The organism is Gracilimonas sp., from assembly GCF_014762685.1.
Classification (GTDB): domain Bacteria; phylum Bacteroidota; class Rhodothermia; order Balneolales; family Balneolaceae; genus Gracilimonas.
Map to the genome: position 1 here is coordinate 208,054 of NZ_JABURM010000005.1, position 22,404 is coordinate 230,457.

A 22,404-nucleotide genomic window follows, 5' to 3' on the forward strand; every position below is an offset into this window, starting at 1 on the left:
CATAGTTGTTCAAATAAAAAAGGAGAAGCGTTTTAAGGCTTCTCCTTTAGAACTTTTTTGATGTTCAGCTTGTATTAATTTTCAATAGGAGGAGCTCCGGCTGCTTCTAGGGCTTCTTCAAGAGGTGGCATTACAGACTCGATGAATGAGTCAATGCGTTGCTTAATGTCTTGAAGTTCCTTTTTGCCTGCTTCTACGGTTTTTTCGTGTGTAGGTGTTGGTCCGTAGGTGGTGCTGAGCGCCCGGAAGCCAACATACATGCGTTGACTTGGCGTTGGCGGATTTCTTTCACCTATTTCACCTTTGGCTTCACTTCCGCTCATTTCTTTGTCGAATTCCAATAGCTGCATTCGAGCTTCGTGAATGCGCTTGCGAAGCTCAGGATCTTCAGTATCAGCACGATTTAAAGCCGTTTTCATTACTTCTATTCGATCCAGTTGCTCTTCCAGTTTGTCAGAGGTTGCAGTTAAATCCTGCTGGAATGCAATCAAATTGTCCATAAATGCTTTACGCTTTTGATTCGGTTTTCGATCCAATGCACCGTCGCGCAATGGCACCACATCAAAATTAATGGGTTCGGAAAGCTCACGAACTTCCCCGTTTTTGACCAGTGACATGCTTGCCGAATACGTTCCAGGCACTACTGGGAAGGCATCACTGAACCATCCGCCCCCACCGGCTGACTCCAGTGTTATTAAATCTTTGGAAGCGTGACGCAACTCCCAGTTCACGCGATGGAATCCTTTTTTGGCAGGACCTTTAACCCGGTTAATCACCGTTCCATTATTATCTTTGATAGTGATTTGTATGTAGGGATCTTCTTCCGCTATTTCCTCGTCGAGCGCATCCCATCCTGGGAATGGAACGTCTTCATCTGCATCAAGCTGTCGTTCACGTTGTTTTCGCTGAGCTTCTTTAGACAAGTGGTCCTCTTTTAGGTAATAAGTAAATACGGCACCATAAGGAGGGTTTTTAGCTACATATTCGGTATCTCCCTGTGAGTCCACTTTACCAGTAGGGACGTACCAAAATGCATCTCGGGTAGAGAATAATTTTGCCTCCTGATTAAGGGTTTCTGAGTTAACTTCACGCAGTGGCGTGTAGTCGTCTAAGATAAAGAAACCACGGCCGAATGAGGCTGCAACAAGATCTTCATGATCCCGCTGTATCGTGATGTCTCGAAAAGAAATGGTTGGGGCACCGCCTTTCAGTTGTACCCATTCGTTTCCCCCGTCAACCGTAAAGAAGATGCCAAATTCGGTGGCTGCAAAAAGTAAGTCAGGGTTTACATGATCCTGAACTACTCGCCAAACCAGGTGCCGGTCAGGCAGGTTATTGGAAATAGATTCCCAGGATCGCCCTCTGTCCGTACTCTTAATGAGATAGGGCGTATAATCTCCGTTTTTGTGATTATCCATTGCAACATATACAGTGTTGGCATCAAATAGGTCAGCTTTAATGTCATTGACAAAAGCAGTGGATGGAATACCTCTTATATTACCTAATTCAATGCGGCGCCAGTTCTCGCCACCATCTTCGGTTACTTGCAGGAGTCCGTCATCAGTTCCGGCGTAAATGAGTCCTTCTTGTTGTGGTGATTCTGCCAGAGAAGTAATAGTATTATAATTGGACATGGCACTGACATCCCACGGATTGTCCCAACTTTGTTGTTTACCCATGATGGGAAGGGTAATTCGTTCCTGATTTCGGGTTAAATCACCTGAAATGGGAGTCCAGCTGTCTCCGCGATCTTCGGTTCTCCACACTCTGTGGGAAGCAAAATAGAGGCGGGTTGGTTTGTGTGGGCTTACCTCAATCGGTGCATCCCAGTTGAAGCGCTCGTAATCTTCTCCCTCAGCCGGTTGGGGCTGAATGAAAACAGACTCACCTGTGGTGCGGTCTACCCGATGAAGGGCTCCTTGTTGAAATTCTCCATATATAATATCCGGATTCCCGGGTTCGGTTGCAGAGTCGTGGCCATCAGCGCCCAGGGTTTTAAAGAAATCCCGGTTTCGAATACCGTCATCATCAGTAGTGCGCGAGGGGCCGCCGTTAGAGCCGTTATCCTGAGTTCCACCAAAGACATTGTAAAATGGTTTGGCATCATCCACGGAAACCTTATAATACTGCATAACCGGCAGGTTTCTGATAAATCTCCATGTCTTCATAAAGTCATGACTCTCAAATAGCCCTCCATCGGTACCGATCATAATGAAATTGGGATCATCTTTTTTGAAGGCGACGGCATGATCATCAACGTGTTTATTTGTGTTATTTATCCTTCTGAAATTAGCCCCGTGATCATCAGAAATAAGGGTGTAATTACTTACAAGAATGATTTGGCCAAAGTTATGGGGCGAGGCGTATAATTCCTGGTAATAATGCGGACCGGTTCCGCCGGATACGGCATCGGACATTTTTTTCCATGATTCACCTTTGTTTTCTGACATATATAAACCACCTGTTCTCCGATCAAGCTCTATGGCGGCATAAACAATATCAGGTTGCTGCGGAGATATGGCTAGTCCGATTTTTCCCAAATTGGAATTTGGCAATCCGCTGTTAAGTTGTTTCCATGTTTCGCCGCCGTCGGTACTTTTATGAATACCGGAGCCTGGTCCACCACCCATATAAGCTGCTACCGTACGGTGTCGTTGCCAGGTTGCAGCATAAAGTACATCGGGGTTACGCGGGTCAATCAAAATGTCAGTAACTCCGGTCCATTCGTTGCCGCTCAATTTATTTTCCCATGTTTCACCGCCATCGGTAGTTTTATAGAGTCCACGCTGACCTCCGCTACTCCAAAGCGGACCTTCTGCAGCAACCCAAACAATGTCAGGATTTTCGGGATGTACAATGATGGTAGAAAGGTGTTCAGATTCTTCAAGCCCCATGTTTTTCCAGCTTCTTCCGCTGTCGGTACTTTTATAGATACCATCGCCGTAGCCAACGTGTCGGCCTCCGACATCTTCTCCTGTTCCAACCCATATAGTGTTTGGATTATTGGGGTCTATGGTAACTGAACCAATGGAATAAGATCCTTCATTATCAAAAATCGGATCCCATGTGGTGCCGGCATTAGTCGTTTTCCAAACATTTCCTGAACCAACGGCTACGTACCAGATATTTTGATCCTTAGGGTGGAAATCGATATCAGCGATACGCCCGCTATTAAGAGCAGGCCCGATATTTCGAAGTTCAAGTGCATTATAATTTGTTTCTGAAACGGTTTTTTGACCTTGTGCTTTCATCGGTAAACTGAATAGCAACAAGAGTAAAACCAATGGTAAATATTTCAATTTCATAGTACAGAAGTTTAATTATGAGTTATAATTGTATAAGGTTGAACTCAAACTTGATGAACAATAGGCTTTATACTACAAAAAATCGTCGATCGCCAATAATTTAGCTTTCAGTCGGGTAAAATCATGTAATTTCAGCAATAAAAAAGCCACAAACTTTATTTCAAATTTGTGGCTTCGTTGTTTTATATAATTAAAAAATCATTCTAAAAAATTAACGCCTTTTTCAGGGATCAATACTTCGGTGTCTGTAAGAGCTTCTAGAATTTCTTTGAATTCCTCAGGATCACTGTCAATAGGCGGCCACGTTCCATAGTGAATGGGAATTGCATACTCACAGCCAATCATTTCGACAGCATAAGCAGCTTCTTCTGGCCCCATTGTAAAGTGGTCGCCGGTTGGCGCAAGTACCACGTGCGGTTGATACAACTCTCCATACAGTTCAAGGTCAGAAAAAATATTGGTATCCCCCATGTGGTATACGCATATGTCATCTTCAAAGGAAAGAATGAGTCCTCCGGGATCGCCGGCATATTTACCTTGATAAGAAGAACTGTGATTGGCTGAAACCAGCGTTACTGAAAAATCTTCAAAGTGTACGGTTCCGCCTTTATTAAAAGCTACGGCTTGGTCTTCAGGTAATCCTTCATCCTTCAGAAGCCCGATAAGTTCTACAATACCAACTACCTTAGCTCCGGTATTTTTGGCAATTTCCACAGTATCACCCACGTGATCTTCGTGTCCATGAGTGAGCAAGACGTAGTCGGCTTCTTTTACCTCTTTGAATTTATCGGGAGTCATGGGATTATTTTTTAGGAAAGGGTCGATATAAATAATTTTCCCGCTTTGGCTTTCTAATTTGAAGGCAGAATGACCGAGCCATTGTGCTTTTATTTGTGTATTCATGGAACTCCTTATATTGATTTTATTAAATCTTTAACTATAACTTGTTAATTAACTAAATGAATTCCGTGCAAAAAAGATTCGTAAAAACTGAAAATAGTTGACAATACATTGATGAGCTTGGGAATTCAATCTGGAATTAATATTTAAAAAGATATAAACGAATGGGCATTTTTAAGGTATTGGGAAATTTATTTGAAGGAGATAATGAAACAGAATCAGTGTTGAATTGGAAGGCCATTTCGGCAAGGGAGGAGATAGAAAATATTCTGGCTGTTTCCAATGAGAAACCGCAGGTTTTATATAAGCATAGTACTCGTTGTGCGACCAGTTATTTTGCTTTAAAAAGTTTGCAGAATATTTCTGATGCAAAAAGGGAGAAGGCCGAATTCTATATGATAGATGTTATTTCCCAACGCGAGCTTTCATTTTATATAGCTGATAAGCTGGGTATAAGGCATGAATCTCCCCAGTTGATAATTTTAAATAAAGGTGAGGTTACCTGGCATGGCTCTCATCAGCTTGTTCAGGCTGATTCATTGCACTCAAATTTGTGATTTTTAAACAAAAAGGGGTATTAAGGATAACTTTTTTAAAATCTCGTTTCTTCTCATGTGTTTCACCTTTGAGAATTGTATATTTTCATCAACAAAATTTCTGAAGCGTTGCCAAATGCTTTAGTCTCAACGTAGTAAAAGATTAGTAAAAACTGGAGTATGAATGGAGGTTAAAGATCAAAATGGTGTAACCCCCCAAGCTTATCAGCCCCTTACCATGGATTTTCTTCTTGGCAAGTTGGGTATAACAAGCGGTAAATTTTTAAGCCTCTTGAGTATTTGGATCCTACTGATTGGGGGTAGCATTTCTTCAGTTTTTATAGTCGAGCATTTTTTTGGTTTTTCTGACATTCTGAATCAAGACAAGATTGGCCAGGTCTTTTTAATTCAGATTCCCATGCTTATCGGCCTGTTGTTAGTGCTTTGGATTGGCTTTGAATGGGGATTCATTCCTGTTTTTGTATCTACCTTTGTTTTGGCTTTTACAGCTTCTATGACTTGGTATTGGTCCCTGTTATATTCGATGTCGTTTACATTGGGACTTTCAGTATATGCGCTTTCCTATTATTGTGTTTCTTTTGATTTGAGCCTCCGAACGCTGAGGAGCTTTACTTTTTATATTGTAGTTTCCCTTTTCGCAGCATTAGCTTGTTCGCTGGGTGCTTTTGTATGGAGTCGGTTTTATAACCTCCCTCTTTTTGAGACCCTTGTGATTTGGAAAAGCTGGTGGGTTAGTTTATTTCTTCAGTCTTTTCTGATCGGGGGGCCGTTATTGTACTTCTTCACTCCGGCTGTATATCGCTTTAGAAATAAACAATTTGATATTCCGCCAAGAAATGAAGTTTCCATAAAGTGGATTTATTCAGCCATTACTACTGTTGTATTGGTTTTAGCTATGTTTATTATTTCCGCGAAGCTTTTGGGGTCGCAGTCTATTGAGCAAGAAATAGCAGGGTCGGGCATGTCTGCCCAGGTTTTTAATAGTATGATGAGTGTGAATGAATCGTTTGAGATTGTAACGTGGATTTCAATTGCACTGGTGTTTTTTATTGGTGTGGGCAGTATTTATTTGGTGGGAAGCTGGAACCGCACACTTCAGGAGGAAGTGGATCAACAAACTCTGACTTTGCGAGAAAATCAGGTAAAATTAAACATAGCCCTGGATGAGAGAGATCAACTCCTGAATGTAATTCATGACAGGGTTCGCACAAATTTGACGATGGTATTGGCTGTGCTCGAATTGCAGCTTAAAAGTGATACAAATAAATCAAATGAGCAGATTCTTAAAGATTCACATTCTCTAATTCGTTCGCTTACCATTGTCCATGAGTCAATGTCACAGACTAAGAAGGCTAATCACGTGGATTTAAAGAACTATGCCATCAAGTTGAGTAATCGCATAGAGCAATCCCTTCGTAAAGATCATAAAAATATACAGCTTATAGTTCATGCTGAGGATGGAATTACATTGGATATGGATCGGGCAATTCCTTTTGCATTAATTGTCAATGAGTTAGTCATGAATGCCTGTACACATGGTTTCCAGTCAGGCGATAAAGGGCATATTGTAATAGATATATTCAAAAATGAAGAAGGGTTGTTTTTGAAAATCACGAATAATGGTACGGCATTGCCAGGTAATTTTGAACAAAAAATTGCTACCGGAATTGGAATGCGTATTATCCGTGCCTTCAGTAAACAATTAGAGGCTGATCTTGACTATTCATCAAACGAGAGCAGTACATCTTTTAAGCTCAAAGTACCGTTTAAAAATAACGAGGGTAAATAGAGATCAATATCAGGTTATAAAACCATGAAAAGCGTACTGATTTGGTTATCCGCTGTTGTTATAGGAGGAGGTATTGGGTACGGGATTGGTGTTTTCAATGACCTGAATATTTATTTGACTGTCGGGTTGGGGATTATTGTAGGAAGTTCAATAGGGGTGACTATAAATATCCACAGGGAGCGAGACTTTGATTTCTTTGAGGATGAAATAAATATTCTTGAAACAGAAGAAAGAAATTCTCCGGAAGAAAGAATCAATCAAAAAGCTTCTTAATATTTTTTTTGAAATTCGGTTCAACAATTCCTTTTTCTGTAATAAATCCGGTTATGTATTTGTTCGGAGTAATATCAAAAGCCGGATTATAAGCTTTGGTTTTCTTTGGAGTAATTTGTGTTTTATTTAGATGGGTGATTTCTTCAGGCTCTCTTTCTTCAATTTCAATTTCCTCTCCGGTATCGGTTTCCAAATCGAAGCTTGAAAGAGGTAAAGCTACATAAAAGGGGATATTGTTTTCTTTGGCAAGTACGGCGAGAGAATAAGTTCCTATTTTATTGGCGGTATCTCCATTAGCCGTTACCCGATCCGCTCCTACAACCACGATATCTACCTTTCCGGTATTCATTAAAGAACCGGCCATAGAATCAGTAATCAGGTGAAAGGGAATTTCAGCTTTTTGTAATTCCCAGGTGGTAAGACGAGCCCCCTGAAGGAGCGGGCGTGTTTCATCTACCCAAACATGAATGTCTTTATCGTCATCATTTGCATGAAGTAACACTGAAAATGCGGTGCCGTAAGCGCCAGTAGCCAAGCCGCCGGTATTGCAATGTGTGAGGATATTCGATCCCTTTTTAACAAGTTTGGCTCCGTTTTGCCCAATTTTCCGACATACCCGCTTATCTTCGGAGTGAATGGTTTCTGCGGTCTTCAGAATAATTTCCTTAATCTCTTCCAGATCCTTGTCTTTATTGGCATACACGGTTTGATTGACTCGCTCTAAAGCCCAGCTGAGATTTACAGCCGTCGGACGGGAAGATTTCAGGTATTCAATCCAACGGTTTAATTCTACATTAAAGCTGGTGAAGTTTTTTGACTTGAGGTCTCGAACGCCAAGATATAGTCCATAAGCTGCTGCAATGCCAATGGCGGGAGCTCCGCGTATCTTCAGCTTTTTGATGGCATCCCAAACCTGACCAACGGTATTTACGTCAGAATAAATTTCACGCAATGGGAGCTGTGTTTGATCTAGAATTACTAAATGATCTTCTTGCCAGGCGATAGATTCGTATGCTTGCTTCATTTATTCTGTATGTTACTTTGCTCTAAAGAGAGTGGTAAAATGGCTATTTAGGATAATTGTTGAAAGAAAATAATCTTAAAGGAAATAAACTAATTTGCGGCATCAAATTGCGTTTTAATATCCAGCCGCATAGCCGTCGCCCCGGGGATCTACACCACTAGTCAGGTTTCCATTTCTATCAACAAATATATTATGTGCCCGGCCTATTGTAGGAAGGGGGAAAATCGTGTGCCCTCTTTCTTCCAACAGCTGTTGAGTATCAGGACTCAAACCAAAATCATCAATGAAAAGTCTGTCAGGAAGCCATTGATGGTGGAAGCGAGGTTGAGCGGTAGCTTGCTGTGATCTCATGTCAAATACAGCACGGTTCAAAAAACTTTGTAACGTGGCGGTTATGATTCTTGGTCCTCCGGCTGCACCAATCACCATTTCTACTTTTCCATCTTTGCTGACAATAGTAGGGGTCATACTGCTCAACATTCTTTTTCCGGGTTCAATAGCATTGGCATCGGCACCCAGTAATCCGTAAGCATTGGGTTCCCCCGGTTGAGCTGAAAAGTCGTCCATTTCATTATTGAGTAAAAACCCAGCTCCGCCCACAGCCACATGGCTTCCAAATGATCCATTTAAGGTAGTTGTGACTGCAACGGCATTTCCTTCGTTATCTACGATCGAGAAATGTGTGGTTTCTGAAGCCTCGGTATATTCGGAAATACGGCCATGTGAAAGGGAGGAAGAAGTAGTCACAGTATCATCCCGAAAACTAACCATACGTTCATTGTTGTATTCCTCACTCATCAATTCATTCATGGGGATGTCAACAAAATCAGGATCACCCAGATAGTAAGAGCGGTCAGCAAAAGCCCTGCGCATGGCCTCACTTACTAAATGCACGTACTCCGCCGAATTATGCCCCATCTCAGCCAGAGGGTAATCATCAATCATTTCCAGAATTTGGGCAAAGGCCACACTTCCGCTGCTGGGAGGTGGCATAATATGCAGTTTATAACCATTGAATTCGACTTCAACCGGTTCTCTCCATTTACTTTCATAGTTTCGAAGATCACGATATCCGATTAATCCATCATAGCGTTTCATTTCATTTACGATGGCATCGGCTACGGGTCCGGAATAAAAACCTTCTCTTCCAAATCTCGCTATCCGCTCCAGTGTTTCAGCTAAATCTTTTTGAATAAATAAATCTCCTTCCTTAAACGAGGTGTTATCCCCGGTAGTGAAATATTTTTCTGAAGATTGATATTTTTTAAATCTATCCTTGCGGTTATTAAGGTCTTCTGCTTGCGAGAAAGAAAGTGGATATCCTTTACGAGCAAGTTTTATTGCGGGTTGAATGACCAGGTCCAGAGGCATTTTACCGTAGCGTTCAATTGCTTTAATCATTCCATCCACGGTTCCCGGAACACCAACTGCCAGAACACCTTCCCAGCTTAAGTCGGATTGAAATTCTCCGTTACGGATGTACATATTCCGTGTAGCGAGTTCCGGGGCTTTTTCCCTGAAATCGAGAGCCGCAGTTTCACCGTTTGCCAAATGGATAACCATAAATCCGCCCCCGCCGATATTTCCTGCCCGGGGCAAAGTTACCGCCAATGCAAACTGAACAGCTACAGCAGCATCCACTGCATTTCCACCTTGTTGCAAAATTTCCTTTCCTATCTCAGACGCATATTTATCGGCCGAAACGACCATGCCGTTTTCATAGGATTTTGAATTAAGGACTTGTGCTGTTAATGAATGGGTAGTGAAGAATAGAGTGAGTATCAGGCAAAGAAAACGAGTAAAGGTCATGAAATAAAATTTTTTAGGTTTAATGCTAAAATAGCAGAAGTAAAAACTTAATGCTGAACGAAAAAATAATCGAATTATTTAGTCTGAAAATTTTAAGCTCGGGGGTGAAATTCTTTGTGCACTTGATGTAGAAATGAACGGTCTACATGGGTATAAATTTCCGTAGTTAAAATAGAAGAATGTCCCAACATTTCCTGAACCGCTCTTAAATCAGCACCACCTTCCAATAAATGGGTAGCAAAGGAATGTCTGAAGATATGAGGATAAACATTTTTCTTAATCTCGGCTTTTTTGGATGCTTTCTCTACAATGTTCCAGATACTCATGCGTGAAAGAGCACTTCCCCGCATGCTCAAAAATACTTTGTTTTTAGCTTTTTTAGGATTATCCGGGTTTAAAAACTGTGGGCGCACAAATTCGGTATAATGAGAAATGGCATCCTGAGCAATTTCACCTACAGGAACAAGTCGCTCCTTATTTCCTTTTCCGACCACACGAATAAAGCCAATTTCAAAAATAAGCCGGTCTTGTTCTAATCCGGTGAGTTCACTTACCCGCATTCCTGTTCCATATAAGGTTTCAAGAATAGCTTTATCTCTTATACCGGCAGGGGTGGTGAGATCGGGGGTTTTTAAAATGGCTTCAATTTCATCCCGGTCCAGAACTTCGGGAAGTTTGGAAGCTTTTTTGGGAAGTTCTACTAATTCGGCGGGATTGGCTTTGGTGATGCCTTCAACTACTGCAAATTCATGAAAGCCGCGAATACTGGAGATATTACGAGCCAATGAGCTGGCAGAAAGCAATTCTTCATCTACCAAAAAATTCAGAAAATCTTCGATATGACTTAAGGTTACACCACCGAGATCGGTAATTTTCTTTTCAGTAACAAGAAATAAAAAGTAACGTTCAAGGTCATTTTTATAGGAAACAACAGAGTTTTTACTTAATCCTTTTTCAAGCTTAACAAACTGTAGATATAAATCCAGTTCCTGCTTGAAGGCCACTTGCTATTCCCCGGTTTTCTCTTCTTTCTGTTGCTGTTTTGAGCCATTCTCAGAGGTTAGTTTATTAGCAGATTTCTCTTCTCTGGCTTTTTCCTCCGCTTCCCTTTCTTTGTCTTCAGGATATTCAACCCGGCTGTGATATACCCCGACTAATATATTCAGGAAGGTTTCTTTAATCACTTGGAGGTGACGGAAAGTAAGGGGAGAGTGGCTAAGCTGCCCTTCGGCTACACGGTCGTCGACCATGCGGTTTACGAGGTTTTCAAGCTTGCTGTAAGTAGGGTTTTTCATGGAACGGGATGCTGCCTCTATACCATCTGCCAATAATAAAATACCGGTTTCTTTGGAAGCCGGAAGAGGACCTTCATAACGGAATTGATCTTCCTGCAGCATACTTTTCAAGTTCTCATCTTCTTTCGCTTTTTCATAAAAATAACGAATAACAGACGTCCCATGGTGAGTTTTGATGAAGTCAATAATAATTTGCGGAAGATCTTCTTCCTGGGCCATTTTAACACCTTCACTCACATGTGCTTTGATAACCATTGCACTCATTTGAGGCTTCAGCTTGTCATGTTCGTTATTTCCCTTGGTTTGATTTTCTACAAAATATTCCGGTTTTACCATCTTGCCAATATCGTGATATAATGCACCTACACGGCAGAGCAATGAATTAGCTCCAATGGCTGACGCTGCAGCTTCTGAAAGATTAGCTACCTGAAGGCTGTGATGGAAAGTACCCGGTGCTTTGTTCATCAATTCTTTCAAAATAGGCTGATTGGTGTCGCCTAATTCGATTAGTGTAAAGTCGGTAGTTACCCCAAAAATTTTCTCAAACAGAAGAATAATAGGATAGGTGAAGAGTATGAAAACGGAACTGATGGCTATATACATTAAGTCTGAGATGAACATCTCAAAACCGCTGAGTGTGGCAACGTTGAAAGATCCAACGACCAGTATATAGGAAATAAAAACAATACCGGGTGTGGTAAAAAAGAATTGAGAACGGTCTTTAATATCTCGTACGGAAAACACCCCTAAGCTACAAGCTGTAAAGGTGGCTATCACAAATTCAAAGCTATTTCCATTAATCAACCCTAAAAGGCTGGCCAACATAATGGAAGAAACCAATCCCACCCGGGAATCAAAAATAATGGTTAGCACAATGGGAGCTATGGCTACAGGAATTATGTAGGGGTCGGCTATATCCAGGTAGTTAATTAACCCCGCTGCAAATGAAACCAAGCCCAAGGTGATAAAAACAAGAAAGAAAAGGGCATTGTTGGAGGTAATGGTACGTCGGTACAAATAAATATACATGAAGAAGACAAAGGTAACGGCAATGATAATGACCAGCTGACCGCCGAAACGAATCCATTTCTCAATATTGCTGGCATTTTCAGAACGAGCTTCAGCAAGGCTTTCTAAAATATTGGCGCGTTCAGGTGAGACAAGATCACCCCGACGGATGATTACTTGTCCCTGAGCAATAGCTCCTTTAGTCTCAGAAATATTGGATAATGCTTCATTTAAGCGATTTTGGGTGTCTTCCTGACTAAATCGAAGATTTGGCTGTATTACCCGGTTATAAATTTCCATTGCAAGGCGAGCTTGCTGTTCGTCAAACATCCGGTTTAAACGAAATTGTACAAACTCATTGGCCTCTTTAAGATCTCGAATGCGTGCAATGTCTACAGATTGCTCGGTACTTGCACGGTTATCTCGTATCGTTATTTTATCGGTTTGCAGGTTGTTTTTGTTTTGATTGATGACTCCTTGATCCATCAGTTGATCTATAAGTAATTCCAGCTGCTGTTTAATACTGACCCCGATAAATTGGCTTGGGGCGAGATCAGAACTCTGCACCCGGTCATAGTTTTCAAGAAGTGTTTGCCAGGATGACTCAGTGAAATCAATATCTGACTCATTTAAAGCCTGTTCAAAATTGGAACTGTCTAAATCAGCGGTTGAAGCAGAGTTACGCACGGCTGACTGCCATTCATAATAGGCTTCCATAACGGGCTGAATTTCCCGATAAATAGAATCAAGTCGGGTTTGTATGGTGATGGGTACATTTGCATCGACCTTAAAAATCGGAGGAGTCTTATCTTGGATTTCTTGTCTTTCTTCTTCTAGCTCAGAAGCAGTTTTATTAATTGAAAAAGTAAATGGAGCTGTTAAGTCGGCATTTCGCCAAGGTTGGCCCTGAGAATAATTTAAACCGGAATGGACCGGGTTTCGGGGAAGTGAAAAAGCACTAATGACAATAAAAAATATAAGAATCAGAATGCGAATGTACGGATTCCTCTTCAGCGAATATTTTTCCTGTTCTTTTTTCTTTTTTTCGCCAATAAGAGGTGAAAGCTCTTTTTTCTTTTGGCCTAAACCGATTTTTTCAAGAAAACTCATTAATTGGAATGTATGAGGATTTACTTAGAAGGTTACTAAGAGTGGGCTAATTTACAAATCTATTTGATAGAATGAGATGTTAGTTTTTAGATGCAAGGTGAAAGGGGTTAGAAATGAAAGTTTGAGTTAAGATTGATAACTACGATCTTAAAACTGTCAACTGTCAACTGTCAACTGTCAATCATACACATTGTCTTTCAAAACTAAAAAAAGTCTCGGTCAGCATTTTCTTACCGACAAAAATATTGTTTTTAAAATAATTGATGCCATAGTCGCAGAAAAAAGCGATCGCATTATAGAAATAGGCCCGGGCACCGGTGCATTAACGAAATGGCTGGTTGAAAAGTTTGATGATGTACATGCCATTGAAATTGATCAACGGGCAGTAGAAGTATTGAAAGAAGAAGTAAAGAACTTAACTCTTCATGAAAAAGATGTGTTGAAGATTGACTGGAATGAAATGATCGATCCGGCTAAGCAAAATATCGTAGTGGGCAACCTTCCCTATTATATTACAACTCCTATTTTGTTTGCCCTGTTGGAAAACCGGACAATTTTTTCAGAGGCTATACTTATGATGCAGAAAGAAGTAGCAGAGCGGTTGGTTTCAGCTCCTTCATCCAAGCAGTATGGTATTTTGAGTGTGCAAACCCAGCTATTTTGCACACCTGAAATATTATTTGAAGTGTCCCGAAATTCATTCAGCCCTCCCCCAAAAGTGACAAGCGCTGTCATTAAACTAAAATTTGATAAGCCTCAACTTTCCTTTAGTGATCAAACCTTAAAGTCTATAGTACGGACGGCTTTTAACCAACGCCGGAAAAAATTAAGCAATTCTTTGAAGCCGGTTTTGGGAGATTATCAACCTGAAGGTTTTAATTTTGATGATCGCGCTGAACACTGGTCTCCCCAAATCTATGCAAAGTTGGCAGAGCATTTAGAACAAACTGACAAGTTATCCTAATAGTTGAGTGCATCTTTCCATTATTCGACTAAAATAGAGTGATTAACCTGCCCTTATCGTTTTTTATTCTGTTTGGTACGGAACTTGCATCAAGTACTGCGAAACGGATAGGGCATAGCCCAATAAAAATTTAACTATTAACTAAAACGAACAGGAGTCATAAAAATGGCTAAGATTAAACCTTTAGGCGACCGTGTGTTGGTTCAGGCAGAACCTGCTGAAGAAAAAACCAGCTCCGGCATTATCATACCAGATACGGCTAAAGAAAAACCGCAACAGGGTACTGTAGTAGCGGTTGGTGCCGGCAAAGTAGAAAACGGCAACAAAATTGAAATGACTGTAAAGAAAGGGGACAAAGTCCTCTATGGAAAATACGCAGGTACAGAAGTAACTCTTGACGGAGAAGAATACCTGATTATGCGCGAATCTGATATTATGGGAATTGTCGCGTAACCCACCTTTTAAAGAAATTAAATCATAAACTTAAAAATATAGATAATTATGTCTGCTAAGTTAGTTCACTACGATATTGAAGCTCGCGACGCACTAAAGAAAGGCGTTGATAAGCTCGCCAATGCTGTTAAAGTTACGCTTGGTCCTCGTGGACGAAATGTTGTTATAGAAAAATCATTCGGTTCACCTACAGTAACCAAAGACGGTGTAACCGTTGCCAAGGAAATTGAGCTGTCCGACAAAGTACAGAATATGGGTGCTCAGATGGTTAAAGAAGTAGCTTCCAAAACCAGCGATAATGCCGGTGATGGTACTACCACAGCAACTGTTCTTGCACAAGCAATCCTCAGCGAGGGTTTGAAAAATGTAACTGCAGGTGCCAACCCAATGGATTTGAAGGCCGGTATCGAGAAAGCAGTTAAAGCGATTGTTGAAGATCTCAAGAAAATGAGCCGTGATATAGATGACCGCAAAGAAATTGCTCAGATCGGAACCATTTCTGCTAACAACGATGAAACCATCGGAAACTTAATTGCCGATGCAATGGAAAAAGTTGGAAAAGATGGTGTGATCACCGTTGAAGAAGCCAAAGGAACTGAAACCTACCTCGAAACAGTAGAAGGTATGCAGTTCGACCGGGGTTATCTTTCTCCTTACTTCGTGACTGATTCTGAGAAAATGATCACCGAAATGGAAGATCCTTACATCCTGATCTTTGACAAGAAGATCTCTGCGATGAAAGATCTGCTTCCGATTCTTGAGAAAGTAGTTCAAAATGGCAATCCATTATTGATCATTGCTGAAGATATTGAAGGCGAAGCGTTGGCTACTCTGGTAGTTAACAAGCTGCGCGGTTCACTCAAAATTGCAGCTGTTAAAGCTCCCGGTTTTGGCGACAGAAGAAAAGCCATGCTGGAAGATATTGCCATCCTTACCGGTGGTACGGTAATTTCTGAAGAGCGCGGTTACAAGCTTGAGAATGCTACTCTTGATTTCTTAGGCCGTGCATCTCGCATTACTATCGACAAAGACAATACCACTATTGTTGATGGAAACGGAAAAGATGACGACATCAAGGCGAGAGTAAATCAGCTTAAATCTCAAATTGAAAACACAACTTCCGATTACGATCGTGAGAAACTGCAGGAACGTCTTGCCAAGTTAAGCGGCGGTGTTGCAGTACTTTATATCGGTGCGGCATCTGAAGTTGAAATGAAAGAGAAGAAAGCCCGCGTAGAAGACGCATTGCACGCAACACGTGCTGCCGTTGAAGAAGGTATTGTACCCGGTGGTGGCGTTGCCCTGCTTCGTACTATTGCCTCTCTTGATAAGATAAAAGGTGATACTGACGATGAGAATGTTGGTATTCAAATTATTCGCAGAGCTCTTGAATCACCACTGCGCACCATTGCAAATAATGCCGGTGCCGAAGGTGCTATTGTAGTACAGAAAGTACTCGACGGCAAAGGCGCATTTGGATACAATGCCCGTACTGAGGTTTATGAAGACCTTATTAAAGCCGGTGTAATTGATCCAACCAAAGTTACACGAACAGCACTTCAGAATGCTGCTTCTGTATCCGCATTAATGCTTACTACCGAAGCCGTAATATCTGAGAAGCCTTCTAAAGGTGACGATGATGATAACGGTGGCGGCGGAATGCCAGGCGGAATGGGCGGCGGAATGCCAGGAATGGGAGGCATGGGCGGAATGATGTAATTCATCCCCTCATAGATCTCTGAGAAGATTTAAACCCCACACATTAAGTTGTGTGGGGTTTTTTTATGTCTTTGATTTCCCTATAATCTGCTCTCCCGTTAAATTAAATCAATATATATGAAACCGTTTTTTAAAAATGCTTTAGCTACATTAGCGGGGATAATAATTGGGGGTGCTGTGAATATGGGTATTATTATGATCAGCGGTGCCATTATTCCACCTCCGGAAGGTGCGGATGTAACCACCATGGAAGGATTACAGGAAGCTATGCACTTATTTCAGCCGCAGCATTTTGTAATGCCTTTTTTAGCTCATGCTTTGGGAACGTTGGTTGGAGCATTTCTAACGGCTTATTTTGTAGTATCTGAACCGAAAAAATGGGCATTTTTTATTGGATGCTTTTTTCTTTTGGGAGGGGTGAGTAATGTGGTGATGCTGCCGGCTCCGCTTTGGTTTAGTATTGTTGATCTTGTTGGAGCTTATATTCCAATGGCGTATTTGGGGGCCATTTTAACAGCAAAAATTAAAGATAAGTACTCATGAAGATTTCAGGAGAATTTGACGTCAAAACAAAACCAATGGATGGATATGTTTTGGGAAAAGATGGAGTCAGTATGAACCGTATGTCCATAGATAAAATCTTTATCGGAGAATTGGATGCAACAAGTAAAGGTGAGATGCTAAGTGCAATGACTCCGGTAAAAGGATCGGCCGGTTATGTTGCTTTAGAACAAGTTCGGGGAAGCTTGCAAGGAAAGAAAGGAAGCTTTGTACTTCAGCATTTTGGTACAATGGACAAAGGAGCAGAACGGCTCATTCTGGAAGTAGTACCGGATTCAGGAACCGGAGAATTGGAAGGATTATCCGGAAAAATGGTGATCATTATCGAGGATGGAAAACATTTTTATGAGTTTGAGTATGAACTTAGTTAGGTTTTTTAAGCCCAAGTTTTCAGAATGATGTTATTTAAAAGTGACTTGATTGGGACTTAATGCTTCTATCTGTGGCGTTCCCTCATGAGATTCGATCCTTCCGGTTACGCATACTTCATTTTTGGGATAGATATTTTCCGGAAGTTGTTCCCATTTCGTGCGATTTTCACCCCAAATAACCACTGTAAAATCCTGATTGGGATTGGGTTGACCAAAGTTGACGAATGTAGGTTGCCCACTAATTTGTGGTATAAAACGGGCGTTAGCCACTTCTCCGCAAACCTCTGCCGCTTCGCCGATATGGTCATTGGCTTCGCTTGCATTGATCTTAACCTCAGGTCTTGGAATACCGGGTTCAGGCTGGAATACTCTTGAAAATATCAATCCTACTACCATGATGAGTATCACAACAGGGAGAATAATTTTGAGGTTTTTGCGGAAAGAAGAGATCATCGGAATGACTATTTCTGATATTTGTCATTCAGTCCAACGCCTTTCTTAATCATGGGGATGATTTTATCCACTCGCCGTTGTTTGGTAGCGTTTTGTTTAGCTGTAGAGATGTACTCCGCATATTCGCGTTGCCGGCCCGGGGTGAGTTTATCAAATTTTGATTTTAACTCGTTATCTTTAGAAAACGATTCTTCCAAAAAAGGAGGGATGTCGGCTTCACGGGTTGGGTTTATCTTCACTTCCTTCCCGGCTTTTTGATTTTTAATGGCTTGATTTACAAAATCCATCACCATGTCATCATGAATCTCCTTAAAAGAGGAAAACCTAAGTTGCCGCATAGCCTTGGTTTTTCCTTCCTGGGCGTTATGCAGGTAATTATGTGGATCATTCAACAAGGCGCCATTAAAAAACCAGATCCCAAAGTGTTCTTTGAATGCTCCAATGGCAAGCACATTTTTGTCATTGAGGGTATAGGTGGGTTGCCCCCATTTGATTGTTTCACTAAGCTCGGTATCGCTGATCAAATCTTTTAAATAGTTCAGGCTTTTCTGCCATTTTTTGTGTCTGGCAATATATTCGTCAACAGACTTGGGTTTAGCCATGATCTATGAATTAAGGGTTGATACGACCGAAAGAAACGAATTCTCTAAAAAAATGAAAGTCTGCAAAAACAAATTGGCAGACTTGTAAGAAAACAATATAGTAATCTTTACTTCAGACCAATGGGTAATCGCTCGATTTGAATGATATTGATTTCAGGATAGATAGTGCCCCATCCTCTCACCGTCTTTTCACCTGTTAGCAGGAAATCTACACGAACGTCCACTTGGTTGGTATCTGGAGAGAAGAGGTGATCAAAAGCGGATTTATCTCCCGGCACCCCATAAGTTTTATTACCGGTATAAAATAATAAACCCGATCCATCCACCTCCGGGGACCCACCCCAACTTAAAGTTCCCGTATGTGCCCGGTACAAAACGGGATATTCAGAATTTGAACTTTCACAAGAATTAAAAACAAGTACAAATAACAAAGCAAAAAGTGTTAGAGACTTTGTCGTATTCATAACTTGTGGGTTTATTTTATGTTCATCGCATCTTCAACGAGTTTGTTTTGCTCTGCTTCATGGATCTTTTTCTGTCCTGCAGCAGGAGACGCAGAAGCTTGCCGGCCGATATAGCTCAATTTTTGACCTTTTTGAAGTAATTCCACAAATCTTGGAGCAACAAAACTCCAGGCTCCCATATTTTTGGGCTCTTCCTGACACCAAACGATGTCTTTCACATTACTAAAATCTTTGAGTTGCTCTTTGATTTCATCATCTGCAAAAGGATAGAATTGTTCAAGCCGGGCGATGGCCACGTTTTCAATCTCATTTTCCTGACGGTATTTGAGCAAGTCGTAATAGACTTTTCCTGAACAGATAACCAAGCGTTTCAGGGCTTTGGAATCCGTAAAATCTTCATCCAAGATAAATGGACTAAACTTACCTTTGGCTAAATCATCAGTATTGGAAGTGGCCATTGGATGGCGAAGCAAGCTCTTTGGTGTCATTAAAATAGCCGGCTTTTTATTTTCTTGAAGGGCCTGGCGCCGCAACATATGATAATATTGAGCAGGTGTGGTCACATTCATTACCTGCATATTATCTTCGGCACAAAGCTGAAGGAATCTTTCAAGGCGGGCGGAAGAGTGCTCAGGGCCCTGGCCTTCATATCCATGAGGCAGGTTCATTACCAATGCAGATTTTTGCCCCCATTTGGCTTCGCTCGAGGAAACAAATTGATCGATAACGACCTGTGCACCGTTGGCAAAATCACCAAATTGAGCTTCCCAGATAACCAAGGCTGACAGTTTTTCGGCACTGTATCCAAATTCAAAACCAAGAGCTGCAAATTCACTTAATAAACTGTTGTGAACATGAAAACGGGCCTGATCATCAGAAAGATTATTTAAAGGCACAAATTTCTGACTGGTATTGGTACCGTGAAGTACAGCGTGCCGGTGAGAAAAGGTTCCGCGTTCCACATCCTGACCGGTAAGCCTAATCGTAGTCCCTGTTTTCAGGAGTGAGCCGAACGCAAGCAATTCTGCAAAGCCCCAGTCGATTTTTTTCTCATTGTTGTTTACAATCTCTGCTCTTTTGGCAAGCTGCTTCAAGAGTTTTGGATTGGCGTCAAAGTCTTTCGGAACGGTGTTTAATTTTACTGCGATTTCCTTAAGATCTTCCGCCGGATAAGTAGTATCCGGATAAGCTTTCCATTCATCCTGAGGAGTTTCAGTACGATCAATCAGCTTGTCGGTTACTTCCAGGTTTGGAGCTTTTTTGGCATCCTCGAAAGCTTCCTGCAAAAGTAGGTCGAACTCATCAAAAATCTGTTGGGTTTCTTCTTTTGTGAGCTCCCCGTTTTTAACCAAATATTCGGTGTAAAGATCTCGTACGGGAGCATGATCATTAATTTCTTTATACATTCCGGGTTGAGTGAAAGCAGGTTCGTCTCCTTCATTATGACCGTGCTTGCGATACCCAATCAGGTCAATGACCACATCTTTACCAAATTTTTGACGGTAATCAAGAGCCATTTGAATGGCATGAACAGCGGCTTCCGGAGTATCACCATTTATATGGAAAATAGGGGCTAAAACGGTTTTTGCGATGTCAGATGCATATTCCGTAGAACGGCCATCCTTGGGCAGGGTAGTAAATCCAATTTGGTTATTTATGATAATATGAACCGTTCCTCCGGTACTGTAACCCTCCAGTTGAGACATGTTAAGTGTTTCAGCAACTACGCCTTGTCCGGCAAAAGCCGCATCACCGTGCATAAGTACGGGTACTACTCGTTTTGAAGCGTCTTCCTTTTCATGGTGATCTTGCATTGCTCTTACCGCACCTTCTACCACAGGGTTTACTGCTTCCAGGTGCGAGGGGTTAGGCATTAACTGCAGTTCAATTTCAGAACCGTTGGTTGCTTTATGTACGCCTTTTGCCCCAAGGTGATATTTCACATCTCCGGAGCCTTGAATAGAATCAGGGTCTATATTGCCTTCAAACTCGGCAAATACCCGGTGGTAGGGTTTGTTCATGATGTTGACGAGCATATTCAAGCGCCCGCGGTGAGCCATCCCAAGGAAGAACTTCTCAATTCCGTGTTCACCGGCTTTTTCAAGCAGGAAGTGAATCATCGGGATTAAAGTATCCGCCCCTTCTAATGAAAAACGCTTGTGGCCGATATATTTTTTGTGCAAAAATTCTTCAAAAGCCATGGCCTGATTTAGCTTATGCAGAATTTCGCGTTTATCATCTTTGCTTAGCTGAGCATTGTTCCCGGTAGATTCCATGGCTTCACGCAACCATTTGCGTTCTTCCAGATCCAAAAGGTGCATGTATTCCACCCCGATATTTCCACAATAGGTATCTCGGAGCAGGCTGATGATTTCACGAAGACTGGCACGTTCTTTTCCGCCTAAGCCGCCACAGTAAAACTCACGATCCAGATCCCAAAGTGAAAGTCCGTAATAATCCAGATCGAGTTCTGGGTTTTTTCCAGGCTCTTTTCCAAGCGGGTCAAGGTCTGCTAATACGTGACCACGCATTCGGTACATATTGATAAGCCTCCAAACACCCACAGAGCGCTGGTCATGCTCCAGGGTGTTTTGGGAACCGGCAAATGGACCTGTATAATTATCTTCACCATAGGGAAGAGGCTCGTAAGGAATATCCAGATCAGAAAAAATCTGCTCATAAAAATCTTCTTGCCCGCTTAACAGATCATCCATCTTCTTCAGAAACATGCCGGATTCGGCACCCTGAATTACCCGGTGATCATAAGTAGAAGAAACGGTCATCACTTTACTCACACCCAGTTGATTTAGAATTTCTTTCGACATAGCACGATACTCGGCAGGGTAATCAATAGCACCGGTTGCTATAATGGCGCCTTGTGTTTTCATCAATCGTGGTACGGAGGAAACTGTGCCAATCGTGCCGGGGTTAGTAATGCTTATGGTAGTTCCCTGAAAGTCTTCAATTTGTAAATTTCCATTTCTGGCTTTATCAATAAGCTCAGCATAAGCGTGTAGGAACTCTTTGAAGTTCATTTTGTCGACACCCTTAATATTTGGAACAACTAAATTCCGGGACCCGTCTTTACCAGCTAAATCTACCGCAATACCCAAGTTTACCGAATCAGGAACTACACGGTAGTGGTTGTTATCTTTGTAAAGATAAGAGCTGTTAAGAGTGGGGAATTCTTTGAGTGCCCGAATAATGGCCCATGAAATAAAATGAGTAAAAGAGGCTTTGGGCTCATTCCTCTTTAATAAATGACGGTTGATGATCGCGCGATCTTCCACCATCATTTTGACCGGAAGCACCCTAAGGGAAGTAGCTGTAGGTACTTCCAGGCTTTCATCCATATTCTCTACAATCTTAGTAGCAACACCCTTGATTTTTTCTAAACTGGCATTTTTCGGCGCCTCAGCTTCTTTTTTTGCTTCTTTCTGAACCGGAGCTTTTTTAGCTGTTTCGGCAGCCTCTTTTCCATTGGGCACCGTTTCTTCTTTTGTTGCCGAGGGTTGAAGTTTTTCAGGTTTTGCCTCATCTACAGGTTTCCCTTCAAGCTCGTCAAAGTAGCGTTTCCAGTGCGGTGGGACCGATTCCGGCTCATTTTGATATTGATCGTATAATTCTTCTACAAGAGCTGAATTGGGGCCGAATACGGCTTCAAGTGATTTCAATGGTTTGTTAACCTCGTACGGTATTTTGGCAGCGATTTTTTATACTAATGAAAATTCCTTTAAAATGGTTCAG

At 41.6% G+C, this 22,404-nt stretch carries 18 protein-coding genes; 8 read left to right on the plus strand and 10 right to left on the minus strand.

Features of this window, described 5'->3' with window-relative positions; genetic code table 11:
• Positions 1–74: 74 nt before the first annotated feature.
• Together HUJ22_RS01135 and HUJ22_RS01140 are read right to left on the minus strand one after the other, a co-directional pair.
• Positions 75–3,305, minus strand: coding sequence for a hypothetical protein (locus HUJ22_RS01135; protein ID WP_290872485.1), 3,231 nt, complete (start codon positions 3,303–3,305; stop codon positions 75–77).
• 198 nt (positions 3,306–3,503) lie between these two features.
• Complete coding sequence (locus HUJ22_RS01140) at positions 3,504–4,208, minus strand: metal-dependent hydrolase (protein ID WP_290872488.1); 705 nt, start codon at positions 4,206–4,208, stop codon at positions 3,504–3,506.
• 161 nt (positions 4,209–4,369) lie between these two features.
• Between HUJ22_RS01140 and ytxJ the strand changes: the two genes are divergently transcribed.
• The 3 genes from ytxJ to HUJ22_RS01155 all read left to right on the plus strand — a co-directional run bounded on the left by ytxJ (position 4,370) and on the right by HUJ22_RS01155 (position 6,824).
• Positions 4,370–4,762: a bacillithiol system redox-active protein YtxJ gene (ytxJ, locus tag HUJ22_RS01145; RefSeq protein WP_290872491.1), complete on the plus strand. Its 393-nt coding sequence runs from the start codon at positions 4,370–4,372 to the stop codon at positions 4,760–4,762.
• 163 nt (positions 4,763–4,925) lie between these two features.
• Positions 4,926–6,551: a histidine kinase dimerization/phosphoacceptor domain -containing protein gene (locus tag HUJ22_RS01150; protein ID WP_290872494.1), complete on the plus strand. Its 1,626-nt coding sequence runs from the start codon at positions 4,926–4,928 to the stop codon at positions 6,549–6,551.
• Positions 6,552–6,575: 24 nt separating this feature from the next.
• Entirely contained in the window at positions 6,576–6,824 is a 249-nt protein-coding gene (locus tag HUJ22_RS01155) for a hypothetical protein (protein WP_290872497.1), read from the plus strand.
• Here the strand turns inward: HUJ22_RS01155 and mtnA are convergent.
• The 4 genes from mtnA to HUJ22_RS01175 all read right to left on the minus strand — a co-directional run bounded on the left by mtnA (position 6,805) and on the right by HUJ22_RS01175 (position 13,070).
• A complete protein-coding gene (mtnA, locus tag HUJ22_RS01160; RefSeq protein WP_290872499.1) occupies positions 6,805–7,848 on the minus strand; it encodes an S-methyl-5-thioribose-1-phosphate isomerase in 1,044 nt (347 codons plus the stop codon). The genes HUJ22_RS01155 and mtnA overlap by 20 nt on opposite strands.
• Positions 7,849–7,962: 114 nt before the next feature.
• Entirely contained in the window at positions 7,963–9,657 is a 1,695-nt protein-coding gene (gene ggt / locus HUJ22_RS01165) for a gamma-glutamyltransferase (protein WP_290872502.1), read from the minus strand.
• Positions 9,658–9,749: 92 nt separating this feature from the next.
• Complete coding sequence (gene xerD, locus HUJ22_RS01170; RefSeq protein WP_290872505.1) at positions 9,750–10,661, minus strand: site-specific tyrosine recombinase XerD; 912 nt, start codon at positions 10,659–10,661, stop codon at positions 9,750–9,752.
• A 3-nt stretch (positions 10,662–10,664) separates the two neighbouring features.
• Positions 10,665–13,070 carry an HDIG domain-containing metalloprotein gene (locus HUJ22_RS01175; protein WP_290872508.1) on the minus strand — a complete coding sequence of 802 codons (2,406 nt, stop codon included), beginning with the start codon at positions 13,068–13,070 and terminating at the stop codon, positions 10,665–10,667.
• A 190-nt stretch (positions 13,071–13,260) separates the two neighbouring features.
• Here HUJ22_RS01175 and rsmA point away from each other — a divergent pair, with 190 nt between their 5' ends.
• From rsmA to HUJ22_RS01200, 5 genes are all read left to right on the plus strand, one after another.
• On the plus strand, positions 13,261–14,034 hold the full coding sequence (rsmA, locus tag HUJ22_RS01180) for a 16S rRNA (adenine(1518)-N(6)/adenine(1519)-N(6))-dimethyltransferase RsmA (RefSeq protein WP_290872511.1): 774 nt from the start codon (positions 13,261–13,263) through the stop codon (positions 14,032–14,034).
• 165 nt (positions 14,035–14,199) lie between these two features.
• Complete coding sequence (gene groES / locus HUJ22_RS01185; RefSeq protein WP_290872513.1) at positions 14,200–14,487, plus strand: co-chaperone GroES; 288 nt, start codon at positions 14,200–14,202, stop codon at positions 14,485–14,487.
• A gap of 48 nt (positions 14,488–14,535) precedes the next feature.
• Positions 14,536–16,206, plus strand: a complete 1,671-nt coding sequence (gene groL / locus HUJ22_RS01190) for a chaperonin GroEL (RefSeq protein ID WP_290872516.1) — start codon at positions 14,536–14,538, stop codon at positions 16,204–16,206.
• A 117-nt stretch (positions 16,207–16,323) separates the two neighbouring features.
• Entirely contained in the window at positions 16,324–16,749 is a 426-nt protein-coding gene (locus HUJ22_RS01195; protein WP_290872520.1) for a hypothetical protein, read from the plus strand.
• Positions 16,746–17,138: a DUF3224 domain-containing protein gene (locus HUJ22_RS01200; protein ID WP_290872523.1), complete on the plus strand. Its 393-nt coding sequence runs from the start codon at positions 16,746–16,748 to the stop codon at positions 17,136–17,138. The genes HUJ22_RS01195 and HUJ22_RS01200 overlap by 4 nt, the downstream gene beginning before the upstream one ends.
• A 30-nt stretch (positions 17,139–17,168) precedes the next feature.
• On the opposite strand, the gene HUJ22_RS01205 is transcribed toward HUJ22_RS01200, so the two are convergent.
• From HUJ22_RS01205 to HUJ22_RS01220, 4 genes are all read right to left on the minus strand, one after another.
• The gene (locus HUJ22_RS01205) at positions 17,169–17,591 is read right to left on the minus strand and encodes a hypothetical protein (protein ID WP_290872526.1); all 423 of its coding nucleotides are present in this window, start codon (positions 17,589–17,591) and stop codon (positions 17,169–17,171) included.
• An 8-nt stretch (positions 17,592–17,599) separates the two neighbouring features.
• The gene (locus HUJ22_RS01210) at positions 17,600–18,193 is read right to left on the minus strand and encodes a DUF1801 domain-containing protein (RefSeq protein ID WP_290872529.1); all 594 of its coding nucleotides are present in this window, start codon (positions 18,191–18,193) and stop codon (positions 17,600–17,602) included.
• Positions 18,194–18,300: 107 nt separating this feature from the next.
• Positions 18,301–18,657 carry a hypothetical protein gene (locus tag HUJ22_RS01215; RefSeq protein WP_290872531.1) on the minus strand — a complete coding sequence of 119 codons (357 nt, stop codon included), beginning with the start codon at positions 18,655–18,657 and terminating at the stop codon, positions 18,301–18,303.
• An 11-nt stretch (positions 18,658–18,668) separates the two neighbouring features.
• Entirely contained in the window at positions 18,669–22,331 is a 3,663-nt protein-coding gene (locus HUJ22_RS01220) for a multifunctional oxoglutarate decarboxylase/oxoglutarate dehydrogenase thiamine pyrophosphate-binding subunit/dihydrolipoyllysine-residue succinyltransferase subunit (protein ID WP_290872534.1), read from the minus strand.
• Positions 22,332–22,404 lie beyond the last annotated feature (73 nt).